At 72.0% G+C, this 13416-nt stretch carries 12 protein-coding genes; all 12 read right to left on the minus strand.

Annotation, left to right across the window (positions count from 1 at the left end; all coding sequences use genetic code 11):
* Window positions 1-104 precede the first annotated feature (104 nt).
* Genes ACEZHJ_RS05885 through asnB form a run of 12 tightly spaced genes read right to left on the minus strand, consistent with a single transcriptional unit; the run spans window position 105 to window position 13416 of the window.
* Window positions 105-743, minus strand: a complete 639-nt coding sequence (locus tag ACEZHJ_RS05885) for a hypothetical protein (RefSeq protein WP_259203399.1) — start codon at window positions 741-743, stop codon at window positions 105-107.
* A gap of 19 nt (window positions 744-762) precedes the next feature.
* Window positions 763-1806, minus strand: coding sequence for a polysaccharide deacetylase family protein (locus tag ACEZHJ_RS05890; protein WP_375036329.1), 1044 nt, complete (start codon window positions 1804-1806; stop codon window positions 763-765).
* Between the two features lie 28 nt (window positions 1807-1834).
* Window positions 1835-2596: a GNAT family N-acetyltransferase gene (locus ACEZHJ_RS05895; protein WP_375036330.1), complete on the minus strand. Its 762-nt coding sequence runs from the start codon at window positions 2594-2596 to the stop codon at window positions 1835-1837.
* Complete coding sequence (locus tag ACEZHJ_RS05900; RefSeq protein WP_259203408.1) at window positions 2593-3753, minus strand: GNAT family N-acetyltransferase; 1161 nt, start codon at window positions 3751-3753, stop codon at window positions 2593-2595. The genes ACEZHJ_RS05895 and ACEZHJ_RS05900 overlap by 4 nt, the downstream gene beginning before the upstream one ends.
* The gene (locus ACEZHJ_RS05905; RefSeq protein WP_163142158.1) at window positions 3738-5087 is read right to left on the minus strand and encodes an O-antigen ligase; all 1350 of its coding nucleotides are present in this window, start codon (window positions 5085-5087) and stop codon (window positions 3738-3740) included. The genes ACEZHJ_RS05900 and ACEZHJ_RS05905 overlap by 16 nt, the downstream gene beginning before the upstream one ends.
* Window positions 5084-6256, minus strand: coding sequence for a glycosyltransferase (locus tag ACEZHJ_RS05910; protein WP_163142162.1), 1173 nt, complete (start codon window positions 6254-6256; stop codon window positions 5084-5086). The genes ACEZHJ_RS05905 and ACEZHJ_RS05910 overlap by 4 nt, the downstream gene beginning before the upstream one ends.
* A complete protein-coding gene (locus ACEZHJ_RS05915) occupies window positions 6253-7434 on the minus strand; it encodes an ATP-grasp domain-containing protein (RefSeq protein WP_018719645.1) in 1182 nt (393 codons plus the stop codon). The genes ACEZHJ_RS05910 and ACEZHJ_RS05915 overlap by 4 nt, the downstream gene beginning before the upstream one ends.
* Entirely contained in the window at window positions 7431-8606 is a 1176-nt protein-coding gene (locus ACEZHJ_RS05920; protein ID WP_375036331.1) for a glycosyltransferase, read from the minus strand. Before ACEZHJ_RS05920 ends, ACEZHJ_RS05915 begins: the two co-directional genes overlap by 4 nt.
* Window positions 8603-9616, minus strand: a complete 1014-nt coding sequence (gene nadE, locus ACEZHJ_RS05925; RefSeq protein ID WP_259203421.1) for an NAD(+) synthase — start codon at window positions 9614-9616, stop codon at window positions 8603-8605. Before nadE ends, ACEZHJ_RS05920 begins: the two co-directional genes overlap by 4 nt.
* Window positions 9613-11175: a class I adenylate-forming enzyme family protein gene (locus ACEZHJ_RS05930; RefSeq protein ID WP_375036332.1), complete on the minus strand. Its 1563-nt coding sequence runs from the start codon at window positions 11173-11175 to the stop codon at window positions 9613-9615. Before ACEZHJ_RS05930 ends, nadE begins: the two co-directional genes overlap by 4 nt.
* On the minus strand, window positions 11172-11423 hold the full coding sequence (locus ACEZHJ_RS05935; protein WP_163140960.1) for an acyl carrier protein: 252 nt from the start codon (window positions 11421-11423) through the stop codon (window positions 11172-11174). Before ACEZHJ_RS05935 ends, ACEZHJ_RS05930 begins: the two co-directional genes overlap by 4 nt.
* Before the next feature lies 1 nt (window position 11424).
* A complete protein-coding gene (gene asnB, locus ACEZHJ_RS05940; RefSeq protein WP_163140962.1) occupies window positions 11425-13416 on the minus strand; it encodes an asparagine synthase (glutamine-hydrolyzing) in 1992 nt (663 codons plus the stop codon).

A 13416-nucleotide genomic window follows, 5' to 3' on the forward strand; every position in this document is an offset into this window, starting at 1 on the left:
CACTCGTTGTGGCAAACAGATACGCCCGCATCACACGGGCGCCACCATCGCGGCGAGACGATATCAGCGAGACAAGGGCTCATCTGCGAGCCCCATCAACCCCATCATCGGAACCACATCACCCTATCCGGGTCGGCATCCGGCGCACCCCGCGCCCCCGGGGCCCCGGAATCACCGCCCTGACCGTGTCCCTGCGTCGCGTGCCACTGCGCCTGCAGCGCTTTCAGCGCCTCGTCGAGCTGGGTGAAGCACACCTCGAAGCAGGCCTCGCCACGACCATAGGGATCCTCGATTACCGCCCGCGGCGGATTCGCCCACAATCCGATGAGCGCGGCCTGTCCATCCGCGGACCGCACCCGGCGGCGCAGCGCACGGAGCTGGCCGGGCTCCATGCACAACACCAGATCGCCGGCCCCGATGACGATCTGGAACGGCTGCACCGAGCGGTGGCGCTCCAGGGCCACGCCGCGGCGCCGCGCCACCAGCTGCGCCGTGGCATCCGCGGGCACGCCGCCGGTGGTGACCAGGCCGAAGGATACCGAGGGCATCCCCAGGGACAGCGCACGCGTCTGTGCGTACGGACTGCGGCAGACGTTTCCGGCACACACCACCACCAGACGTTCGACACGTCGCCAGTCGACGACAGGAGGCCGCCGCTCGTACCAGAGCGCGGCGGCACGGTTATTCAGGCGCCTGAACCGCCCGCGCAGGGCGGCGGCTGTGCGCGACAATGGCCGGGTCATCCGGGGGCCCTCCCTGGGATCAGTGGGTGGACAGGCTGTGGCGCAGCAGCAGCCGGTCCTTCAGCGTCTCGATATAGGAGCAGTACTGGAGCGCGTCGGCCACGTTGCCCGGCAACGCGAACCGGCCCACGGCGAAACGTGCGTCCGCGCTGCCGCCCTGCTCCGCGTACCCCGGCTCGGCGGTCACCGCCCCGGCAAAGGCATTCGCCGCCAGCAGGCGGCGCTCGCGCTGCCCGAAATCCCGCGTGCGCCCGGTCGGATAGCACATCACCGGTAACGGCGCGCGGAGCTCGGTGGTCAGACGTGACCACGAGCCGAGGATCTCGCCACGCACCTCGTTCTCCGAGAGCCGGGAAAGCACCCGGTGGGTGCGCCCGTGAGGGCCGAAACGTACGCCGCCGCCGGCCTCGGCCTCCCGCGCCTGGGACCAGGTGAGCGGCCGGTATCCCGCCGGCGGCGAGGCGGGCAGACGCACACCGGCGCGTTCGGCAACCTCGGCGACCACCGCCTCCACGTGATCGCCGTCCATATCCTTGCATTCGGCCAGGACCTCGCGGACGGCGAGCCGGCGCTGCTCCGGGGTGTCCAGCGGGCAGCGCAGCCGTCGCCCGCCCAGCTCCAGCTCGAGCCCGGGCCGTGCGGCGTTGCGGAAGGCGTAGTCGATACGGGCATCCCAGGGCCAGAGCACCCCGTCGACAAAGTCGGTGATCAGGAACACGGTGACCGGACAACCGAAACGACGGAACACCGGCAGCCCGACACGCAGCTGATCCTCAAAACCGTCGTCCATGGTGAACGCCACCGCATTGCCGAGCGCCGGCCGGCCATCGGCGAGACGCCGGAAGACCTCGCTCAGGGGCAGGAAGGCGTGCCCGTGTCGGCGCAGACAGCCGAGCAGCTCCGCCAGGGCGCGTGGCGAATGCCCGGGCGTTCCCGTCTCCGGATCCTCGAAGCGGTGCAGCATGAAGATGGTTGCCCGCTCCGTGGTCAGTGGTGAGAACAGGCGGGCCACCGTCGGCGCCGCCGCCGTGTGAACCAGGGCACGCTTGATCAGCCCCTTCATCGCCACCCCTCCTCCTTACCCGCCCGGCTCACCCGAGCAACGAGTCCAGGCCCACCTCCGGCACCCCGCGGCCGATGACGTGCATCCCGCCGGACCAGGGACCGCCCCGCCAGCGGTAGCCGCCGAACGGCCAACGCCGGGCACGCAGCCGGGCAACCGGGACGAAACCGAGCCGCTCGTGGGAGCGCCGCGAATGCACGTTCAGCCGGTCCACCACGGCATAGCAGGCGCCACCGCGCGGAACATTCACCACCGCCGTGGCGGCGAGACTGAGGAACGCCCCGCGCAGCCGGTGACCGGGAACAACATAGCCATGGCCCAGCATCACGTCGCCGGGACGCAGGCGCAGGTGGATCGCGGCACGTCCCGGACCGCGTCCCGCCTCGAAACGATCATGGAAGACCCAGCCGTAGGCCACCACCTCGTCTTCGTACCGCACGACCAGACAGCGCTGGCCGTCGGCGAGGTAGGCGCGATAGTCCGCCTCCCGTTCGACCGCCCCGGCGGGGTCCTCCAGCGCGGCGACCACCGGCAACTCCGCCTCGCGCACCTCGCCACCCTCGTAGGCCGTGCTGACGCGACGCATCGGACGCTCGTTCAGCTCGGTGAGCCGCAACACGTGCATCTCGGCGAGATCGAACAGCCACGGCGGCAGATAGCCGTTGACGCAGAGCACCTCCTGCACCAGATCCAGGCCGCCGCTCGCCCAGTAGCCGCGCAGCTGGGAGAACCGCGAGCCCAGCCGGCCGCCGGGCGGCGACGACCCCGCCGGCAATGTCTGCTCACTCATCGCCGTTCCTCCATGTGCGCGTAGCCCGCCATCGCACGGTTCGCAGAGCCACCGGCACGGATCCGCTCCCTGACACGGTAAGCCAGGGAAAGCAGCGGCTGGCGCACCGCCTGGACGTCCACCAGCGGCGTACGCACCGGCGCCAGCGCGTCCTTGTACTGCCGCGTGCGACCGCCGCCGGCCAGCAGGTCCAGCACCTCGACCTGGGGGTCCGCGAACGCGGCCTCCAGGAGATAGCCCAGGTGCAGCAGTCCCGGGCTCAAACGGCGGTCGAAGGTCTCGTCGAACCCCCCCTGCAGGAAGTAGAGCCGGCGCCCCACGCGCAGGTTGTAGAGCACCGACACCGGCCGGTTCGCCACCCGCAGCACCGACAGCCATAGCCCGCCGCGTGCCGCCAGCGCCTGCGCCAGCCCCTGCTGGAACGCGAGCGCGGCACCGGTATAGGCGGGCCGCCCCCAGCGCCGGGCATGCAGGTCGTTGACCAGGGCCAGTCCCGGCTCCACGTCGGCGCGCCGGGCGAGCCGCTCCACGCGCACCTCGCCGTGACGGGCGAGCTGCCCCCGGCGGTTGTAGAGCTTGGGACGCGTGTTGCGACTCAGCCCGGCCAGGTAGTCCTCGAAACGGCCGGCGGTGTCGGCGGCATAGCTCGTACGGTACTCGGCGTCTCGGAGCCACAGCCCCTCGGCTCCAGCGCGGCGGCGCAGCGCACGCACGGCGTGACCGTCCGCGCGGGCCCAGGCGAGCACCAGCTCGCCCCACTGATCCTGGCCCAGGAGGCATTCCAGCAGCACGTCGGCCGCCGCCTCGGCGCAGTCCCGGCGTACGATGAAGTCCGCGTATTCGGTGGGCAGCGTCTCGGCACCGTGCCAGAAGTTGCCCACGAGCTGGAGCCGCCGGCTCGGCAGCACCCCGCGCACGCGCTCGGCGGTGACCATCATGGGCGCAATGCCGCAGAGCGAACCATCGCCGTCATGGACCGCAAGTAGCCGCAGCGCCGCCCCGCCCGGTACCCCGAAGTGCCGCCACCAGCCGTAAAGCCAGTCCCAGCCGAGGAACAGCGGGTCCGCATCCGAGGCCGCCACCAGCCGCTCCCAGGACTGCCGGGCGGCGGCAAAGGCCGCCTCGTCCCAGACAGCTACCGTCATGCCCGTCGCCATGTCCGACCTCCCGTGGTCAGCGCCTGGGTCACCGCACCGGCAACGGCCGGGGCCGTCGCCTCGTGGCGGGCGTACGCCGCGGCCGCCACCTTGTTCAGGGCCACGATGAACGCGATGTGCACCCAGAAATACGGATAGAAGAACACCGAGACAAACGACGAGGACACCAGCAACCCCACCATCGCGGCATCCATGCCGCCGGCCAACGTCACCAGCATCCGGTCATCCATCGCCCGCGCCATGCGACGCGTACGGCGGTTGTTGAGGAAGGCGTAGAGGATCATCAGTGCGAACAGCGTCAGCCCGGTGAAACCGTACTCGGCACCGGCGTCGACGAAGATGCTGTGGGGCAGTCCGTAGCGCTCCAGGCCCTCCTCCGGCGGGTAATGGGTCTGGTAGTACGGCCCCCAGTTGGCCGGGCCGATACCAAGCCACGGATGCTCCTGCATGATCTCCCAGCCGATCTGCCAGCGCAGCAGGCGGTTTTGGGAGGTCTCGTCCTGGCCGGCGGCATCGAAGCGCTCCAGGGTCTGCTCGGGCATCACCGAGTAGCCGACGATCGTGATGACGATCGCCAGCAGCGCAATGCGAACCCGCCGCCGGCTGGTCAGTGCCATCCATGCGAACGCCGCCGCGGCCCCGACCACGGCCCCGCGGGAGTTGGTGGCGATGATCGTGGCCACCGCCGAGAGAGGCAGGAAGGCGAGCAGCAGCCACTTCCAGCGCGCGCACCACGGACGCACCGCAGCCATGAAATACAGCGACAGGGGCAGGAAGATGCACATCTGGATGCCGAGCTCGCCGGAATTCTGGAACCACCCCGGCGCGCCGGTAACACCCCAGTTGTCGTAACCGAAGCCCCGGGCCGCCCAGCTCCGGAAACCGTGCTGGGACATCTTCAGGTTCCACAGCAGGTACAGGAACAGGAACACGAAGAACCGCTGGCGGGTGGTCACGGTGGTAACCACCAGGAAGAACACGATGCCCCAGACCACGTGGGTGACTACCCGCTCGCCGGAGAACATCGGCGCCCACGCGTCCCACCAGGCGAACTGGAGGACCACCAGAAACACGGCCAGCAGCCGCGTCACCGGGTTGTCCAGGTCGATACGCTCGCGGCTCGCGAGCCGGGCCACCAGCGCGGCCAGGATGCTGACCTGGGCGTAAGGGAGGACGTCGATCGCCGGGTAGATGCTCTGGGGGCGGACATATTCGATGAACACATACAGGCACACCAGAGCGAACGCCGGCCCCTCGCCGACCAAGACCTGGGCGATGGCTCCGGCCCGCAGCCGCAGCAGATCGGTCATCGACACGCCGCCCGCACCGTTCATGGCAGCCACCCCGGGGCCGGGGCACACGAGCCGTTGCGCGCGAGCGCCTGTTCGTAGACACCGGCGTACGCGCCGGTCATCGCCTCCAGCGAGAACTCGGCGCGCACCCGGGCGAGGCCGCTGGCGGCGAGCCGCGCCGACAGATCCGGATCCCCGGCCACCCGCGCGAGGCCGGTGGCGAGGGCCGCAGGGTCGCCCGCGGGCACCAGCCACCCCGTCTCCCCGTGACTGACGATCTCCTCCGGCCCGCCGCAGCGCGTGGCGACCACCGGCACCCCGGCGGCCATCGCCTCCAGGGTGGCGATGGACAGCCCCTCGCTGGCCGAGCTCAGCACGAACGCGTCCAGCGCCCCGAGCAGACCCGGCACGTCGGTGCAGTGACCGGTGAACGCCACCCGCTCGCCCAGGCCCAGCTCGTCGCGGCGGCGCAGCAGGGCCTCGTGGAGGCCGTGGCGGTCCGGCTGGCCGGCGATCACCAGGCGGAAGCGGTGGCCCTGCGGTCCGTCGACGAGCCGTGCCATGGCCTCGAGGAGCACGCCGTAGTCCTTGGCGGGACGGATATTGCCCAGTGCGCCGAGGAGGATCTCGCCATCCCCGGCGCCGAGGCGCTCACGCGCCGAGGCGCGGTCGATGCCGCGGTAGCGGGCCACGTCCACGCCGTTGTAGATCCGCCGGCAACGCCCGGCCGGCAGCACGCCACCGGCGGCGAGCCCGTCGCGCAGGGCGTCGGAGACGAACACCGCGGCGCTCAGGCCCGCGCGCAGCAGCGCGAACTTCAGCGCCAGCACCCGGTCCGCCGGGTCCACGTCGACGCTGCCGTGGAGGGTCGCGACCACCGGCCGGCGGGTCAGCAGCCCGGCAATGCTGGCGTAGACCGCGGTCCCGAACAGGTGCGCCTGGACCACGTCGATGCGCTCGCGGCGGATCAGCCCGACCAGTGCCCGCAGGTAACGCACACTCATGCGCCGGCGTCCGCCGGGCAGCATCACCGGCGTCACACCGTGGGCACGCAGGTCGTCGGCCAGCCAGCCCTCCCCGGTGATCGCCACCACCGAACGGAAACGCGCCGGGTCCAGCCCCGTTGCGAGCTGGCGGAACACCGTCTCGGCCCCACCCGGACCGGTGGTATCGATGGTGTGCAGTACACCGATCGTGGCGTTGACCGTCATTTCGCCCCACCCCGCAGGTAGTAACGGCATTCGTGGAGAAACGGGCCCAGGTCCTCGAGGCGGTTCACGTCGTAGCGGGTGCCCCGCTCGAACAGCCGCAGGAACCGCGCGGCCGCGCCGGCCAGCTCGCCGCGGCGCGCCCAGCGCCGGCCGTCGCGCCAGCGGAGGTAGAGGCTGTCGAGGTCGCCGAGCAGCCAGCGGCTGCGGCAGCCCGTGCGGTAACCCGCCGGCGGCGCGGGGTCCTGGCCGAGCGCCAGCCGGCAGGCCATGAGCGGGAAGTCGACCCCGGCGTCAACGGCGAGCTGGAGCGAGCCCCAGAAGCGGCCGTTGATCTCCAGCAGATGCGCCCGGCCGGCCGCGTCCAGCTTGAACTCCGCCATCGCGACACCGTGCCAGCCCACCGCCGAAAGGATCCGGTCCGCGGCGTCCACCAGCTCCGGCGCCGCGGGCACGCTCTCACTGAGCACGCTGACCCCGCCGCTCGGCGGGCGCTCGCGCAACCGGCGATGGGCGAAGAAGGTCACCGCCCGGCCCCGGTCGTAGAGGGCGAACACGCCCCGGCCCTCGCCGGTGAGTCGCTGCTGGACCAGCACCGGGACGTCGGCATAGCCGGGGACGGCACCAAGCTGTGCAGCGAGCTCCCCGGCGTCCGCGGCATGGACCACAGGCAGCGCCAGCCATTGCCCGCCCACCGCGGTCTGGGAGCGGGCGGGCTTGATCACCACCGGATAACTCAGGGAGTCCGACGCGGCGAGCGCCGCGGCACCGGTGTCGAAGGCACGGGTCGAGGGCACCGGCACGCCCCGCTCGGCGGCCAGGACGGCAAGGCGGGCCTTGTCCGTCACCGTCTCGAAGGCCTCCCGCGGGGGGCACGGCAGCCCGACGCCGGCGAAACGCTCGCACCCGCCAAGCACCAGCGCCGTGGTGAGATCGCCGACAGGCAGGAGCACGTCCACGCGCTCCTCTGCCACCAGCGCCGCCACCGCGTCGACGAAGGCCTCGGGGTTCTCGCCAGGCGCGGGATACACCCGGGACGCCGCGCAGTAGCGCGAGGCGGCACTGAGGGTGCGCGGATGATCGTCGGCGGTGATGACGTGCATGCCCGCCCGGCCCAGCGAGCGGGTCACCGCCAGGGCACTGCGCTGGGCACCGTCGAGAACGAGCACGCGGTAGGTCATGGTTCGCGGACCTCCGTGGCCGCGCTGGCCGGCTGCGCCTCGCGCAGCAGCTCCGAATAGATCCGAGCATACCCCGCCGCGACCCGGGCAAAATCGTAACGCACCGCGGCCCGGCCGCTCGCCGCTACCGCCCGTCGGCGCGCGGCTCCGCCCTCCGCGGCGAGGGTCGATAGCGCCGCGGCGAAGGCGGCGGGGTCCGGGTCGCGGACGAGCACGCCGTAGCGCCCCTCGCCCAGCACGGCGGGCAGACCGCCGACGGCGTGGGCGATCACGGGTACCCCCAGGACCAGCGCCTCCAGTACGTTGGTCGGCATCCCCTCGTGCTCGGAGGTGACCATGAGCGCGTCCATCCGCCGCAGGCAGGCCGGGACGTCATCCCGGAAGCCCATGACGTGCAGCCGATCCGCCACGCCCGCGCGTGCCGCCACGTCCGTCACCGCCGCCGTCAGCGGGCCGTCCCCGATGACGTAGCCGTGCACCGGCTGCCCCGCTGCCGCGACCGGCAGCGCCGCAACCGCGGCGACGAAGCGCTCCGGCGCCTTGACCGGCACGAGCCGCCCGACCAGCGCCACCCGGAAGGCGTCCGCGGGCCCGGGCAGGGCCACGGGCGCGGCCGCCGCCGCGCGCACGGCCGCCGCATCGATGCCGTTCTCCACGACCCGCGGCGGGCGCCCCCCGGAGTGGGCGGCAAGACGCCCGGCGAGCTCGCCGGACACCGCCACCGTCGCTTTCTGCAGGCGGCGCCCGCACCAGGCGTCGAGCCCGGCCGCGATGCGCCGATGGAACTGCCACGCCGCGGGCGGCGCTGACTCGTCGGCCCCGTGAACGGTCCGCAGGCTCACCGGCACGCCGGCGGCCCGCGCCGCGAGGGCACCGAGCACGTGCTCCTTGCGCCGGTGGGTGTGCACCACCGCCGGCCGCGCCCGGCGCAGGCTGCGCCACAGCGCCGCCAGCAGTCGGGGCGCCCCCAGCCGCGTCTCGTCGAGCAGGCTCACCGGCACGCCGTCCGAGCGCAGGCGCCGGTACAGCGTGCCGTCGTTGAACAGCACCGCCCGGGCGTCCATGCCGGCACGCCGCTGCGCCGTGACCAGGCCGTAGACCTGAACCTCCGCGCCGGCCCAGAGATCGCCGGAGGCCACGTGCACGACACGCACCGCGGCATTGCCGGTCACGGCAGCGGGACCTCCGGCACCGGCACGACCGTCAGCCCCGACTCGTGGAGGTATCGGGTCGTACGACGCTTGACGTCGATATCGCGGTAGATGTGCTCCGCCTCGGTGACCGCGACACCCAGCGCCTCCGCGAGGGTCTCCGCGGGCATGTGGTGGTTGCGTGCGTACAGCGCGAGATCCATGCGGTCGTATGGCAGCGCGAAGTAGAACTCGTCCTGGCCCTGGGGGAGGCTGTAGGTGTCGGTGGTCGGTGCGGCCGTGCAGATGGACTCCGGCACCCCCAGATGGCGCGCCAGCGCGTAGACCTGCGACTTGTACAGGTGGGCGATCGGCTTGACGTCCGCCGCCCCGTCACCGCCCTTCACGAAGAAGCCCTGGTCGTATTCCAGCCGGTTCGGGGTGCCGACCACCGCGTAGTTCAGGCGGTCCGCGTGGAAGTACTCCAGGGTCTTGCGCACGCGCTGCTTGAAGTTGGTGGCCGCGACGATCTGCAGGTACGCCTGGTAGCCGAGCCGCCGGCGCCGCTGGCGCCCGCCCGGGGCGCGGACCACCAGCTCGAAGTGGTTGTAGCGCCCCTCCAGGCCGCCGCGGATGACGATCTTGCTCGACCAGTCCGCGTCATAGTCGGGGAAGACGGTCCGCATGGCCTCGTCCCGCCAGCGATAGCAGCCCACCGCCTCCAGCATGGGGGCGATGTCCTCCTGCTGGTGGGGCACGCCGAGCTGCTCGACCAGGGCGCGCGCCCGGACCTGGGTCTCCGGATCGGAGTCCCGCTCCGGCAGCATCAGGGCGAACACCCGCCGTGGCCCCACGGCACGCACCGCCAGCGCCGCGCACAGGGCGCTGTCGATACCGCCGGAGACCGCCACGACCAGGCCGCGGCGGCCGATGCGCTCGGCGAGCAGGCGGCGCAGCCCGGCGGCGATACGTTCCGCCTCGGCCTCGCAGTCCAGGGCCAGCCAGGGATGGAGCCCGCCACCGGCGGGCGCAATGGGTTGGGTCACGCTCATGTCTCACCCTCCGCAAGGGCTGTGGCCTGCTGGGCCGGTATGGGGTCCGCGGCGAGGCGGAAACGCTGGAGCTTGCCGGAGGCGGTGCGCGGCAGCGCCGCCGCGCAGATCACCTCCCTGGGGACCTTGTAGGCGGGCAGCCGCTGCCGGCAGTGGGCGAGCACGGCGCGGGGCGAGACCGCGGCGCCGTCCCCGGGGACGACCACGGCGCGGATTACCTGGCCGAGGAACTCGTCGGGCATGCCCACGACCCCGGCCTCCGCCACGCCCGGGCAGCCGGCGAGGACCTCCTCGACCTCTTCCGGGCTGACCCGGTGGGCACCGGTCTTGATCTCGTCGCCGATCCGCCCGACCAGGTAGAGGAAGCCGTCGTCATCGAGCCAGCCCAGGTCGCCGGTGTGGAGCCAGCCGTCACTAAGCACACCGGCGGTGAGCTCCGGTGCCCGCCAGTAGCCCTGCATGACGTTGGGCCCACTGACCCAGACCTCGCCGCGCGTGCCGGGCGGACATGACCGGCCCTCGGGGTCACGCACGGACACCTGCACGCCGGGCAGCGGCCGGCCCACGGAACCGGGACGCTGGTCCAGGCGCTCCGGCGGGAGGTAGGCGATGCGGGCCGTGGCCTCGGTCTGGCCGTACATCACGAAGACCTCGGCCCGCGGGAAGGTATCCCGCAGCCGCTGCAGCAACGGCGCCGGCATCGGCCCGCCGGCATGGGTGAGATAGCGCAGCCGGGGCAGCACGATGCCGTCGGGCCGATGGCGTCCGAGCAACAGCGCATAGGTGGCCGCCACGCCCGAAAAACCGGTGACAGCCGAGCCTGCGAGTGTCTCCAGAACCCGCTGCGGGTAGGCCATGGAGCCGAGCCGCACGAGGCACGCGCCGGCGGCCATGTGGGTGTGCAGCACCGAGTTGCCGTAGGAGTAGTGGAACGGCAGCGGGCTTGCGGTGCGATCCTCCGGCCCGAGGCGGAGGTAGTCGACGATGGCGGCGACGTTGGCGGCCAGGTTGCCGTGGCTGATCATCACGCCCTTGGGCGTGCCGGTAGTCCCGGACGTGTAGATCAGGCTTGCCAGCGTCCGCCCGGCGGCCGGCGCCGGCCGCCACTCGGCACCCGCGTCCACCGCCTGGTGCCAGCGCTCGGCGACCACCGGCGGCCGGTCTCCGCCGGTGAAGAGCAGGTGCTCCGGGGCGTGGCCTTCGATCACCGCCCCGAGGTCCGGGTGGGGCCCGGCGATCATGAACCGGGCACCGGCATGGGCGAGCCATGCGGTGAGGCTCCCGGCGTGGGCCGCGGTATTCAGCGCCACGACCACGCCGCCGGCGGCGAGGGTTCCGTAGTATGCGGCCACGTAGGCGGGGGCCTCGTCGAGGAGCAGCCCTACCCGGTCACCGGGGGCGATCCCCCGCTCACGCAGCCACGCCGCCACGCCGGCGGCGCCGGCGAGAAGCTCGCCGTAGGCGGTGACGCGGCCGTCGCACTCCAGCGCGGCCGCCTCCGGGGCGGACTGCGCGCTCGCCGTGAACCACGCGAGCGGCAGTGCCGTGCCGGCGGTCATGCCGCGGCCCGCTTGCGCTCGAGGAAGCGGCAGATCCGGTTCACCGAGTCCAGGTTCTCCGGAACCATCTCCTCGTCGCGCACCTGAACACCGAAGCGCTCCTCCAGGAAGTCGATCACCTCCATGATCCCGGTGGAATCAATGATCCCCCGCTCCAGGAAAGAGGCGTCGTCGTCCAACGCCGAGGCATCGCTGGTGAACAGGTAGTTCTCCAGGATGTAGTCGCGCAGCTGCTCCCGTTGAGTCATATCAGGCCTCCGCTTCTATTGTTATCGCCCGCTGCGGCCCCTCGGGCCGTGAACGGACGAACTGCCGGTGGTAGTTCTCGACGAAGTACCGATGCCAGAGCTGGGTGGAGAGCACGGCCATAAAGGCCATGTTGTCCGCGAAACCGGTGATGCCGCCGCGCCGGGCCTTGGCCAGCAGCCGCGCGACCCGCGACGGATCGAAATAGCCGTAATCCGCCAGTGTCCGGGGGGCGAGCAGCTCGTCGACGAACGCCGGCGTGGTGCCGCCGAAGAACGCGGCCGCATCGGGGGCGCGATAGGGCTGCTTGTGGCGGTGGGTGAGCGCGGCCGGCAGATAGCCGGCCATGGCCTCCCGCAGCAGGTGCTTCTCGCGCAGCACCCGCAGCTTCAGCCGTGGCGTCAGGCGGTTGGCGAACTCGATGACGCGGTGATCGAGATACGGGAAGCGCCCCTCCACACCGTTGGCCATGAGCATGCGGTCGCCCTGGGCGGAGAGCAGGTAGCCGGCCATTAGGGTCCGCGCCTCCAGATACTGGGCACGCTCCAGGCCGTGCCAGCGCTGCATCCCCGCAGGCAGCACCTCGGCGAGCCCGTCCAGCGCCTGGTCGGCCGCCGCGCTGGCGTAGGCCGGGCTGAGGAACTGCTTGGTCCGCGCGGTGGTGGTCCAGCGCGGGAGATGGGAGAAGAACGCGCCGGAGGGGTCATCGAGACCCATGCCGAAAAAGCGCTCCAGATAGACCTGGCCCTGGCCCCGGGTCATGTCCAGGTACGGATAGAGCCGGCGGAGCAGCCGCGGACGCAGCCGCGAATCGGGCTGGCGGGCCCAGAAATCGCGGATCTTGGCCTCCTTGAAGAGGTCATAGCCGCCGAGGACCTCGTCGGCGCCCTCACCGGTAAGCACCACCCGGTAGCCCGCATCGCGCACCGCCGCCGACAGCGCCGCCATCGGCACCGGGGCGGCCCGCAGCATCGGCATCTCCGCGTGCCAGACCGCTGCCGGCAGCCCGCCGGAGACGAGCTCATCGGTGACCGGCACCGCCGTGTGAGCGGCCCCCAGGTGCTCGACCATCGCCATCTGGAAAGCGGACTCGTCGAGGCCCGGGTCGGCGAAACGCAGGGAAAAGGTGCGCAGGGGCACGTCCGCACGGCGGTGGATGAGTGCGGTGATCACCGCCGAGTCCAGGCCGCCGGAGAGGTACGCCCCCACCGGTACGTCGGCACGCAGGCGCACGCGCACCGCGTCGGCGAGGAGGTCGTGCAGGCTCTCGGCGAGGCTCGCGGGCGTGTCCCGCAGGTAGCCGTCCGGGTGTTCCGGGTACTGCCACTGCCAGTAGCGCCGGCGCCGGCAGCGGCCACCCTCCGCGACGAGCATCTCGCCGGGCGGCAGCTCGTTGATGCCGGCAAACAGGGTGCGCGGCGCCACCGGCGCCCAGAAGGTCAGCAGCTGGTCCAGGCCGGCGGGATCCATCCGCGGGGCCCCGCCGAGGGCGGGCAGCAGCGCCTTGACCTCGGAGGCGAACAGCAGCCGCCCGTCCCGTTCGGTGTAGTACAGCGGCGCGATGCCCACGCGGTCGCGCACCAGCACCAGCCGGTGGTTTCGGCCATCCCACAGCGCGATGGCGAACTGGCCGTTGAGGTGCTCGACGAAGTCGTCGCCGTACGCCTCGTAGAGGTGGACCAGGACCTCGGTGTCGCTGTCGGTGTAGAAACGGTGGCCCTGCGCCTGGAGGGCGCGGCGCAGCTCCGGATAGTTGAAGACCTCGCCGTTGAACACCACCCAGATACGCCGGTCCTCGTTGTGGATGGGCTGGCTGCCGGTGGCGAGGTCGATGATCGACAGCCGGGCATGGCCGAGCCCGATCTCCGGCTCGATGCGCAGGCGCTGCTCGTCCGGGCCTCGGTGGCCGATCCGGGCGACCATGTCGGCGAGCACCCCGGTCTCGACCGGGGGCGCCGAGGCGGTGAGTCGGTGAATGCCGCAGAGTCCGCACAT

Source organism: Arhodomonas sp. KWT2, assembly GCF_041949875.1.
GTDB lineage: Bacteria > Pseudomonadota > Gammaproteobacteria > Nitrococcales > Nitrococcaceae > Arhodomonas > Arhodomonas aquaeolei.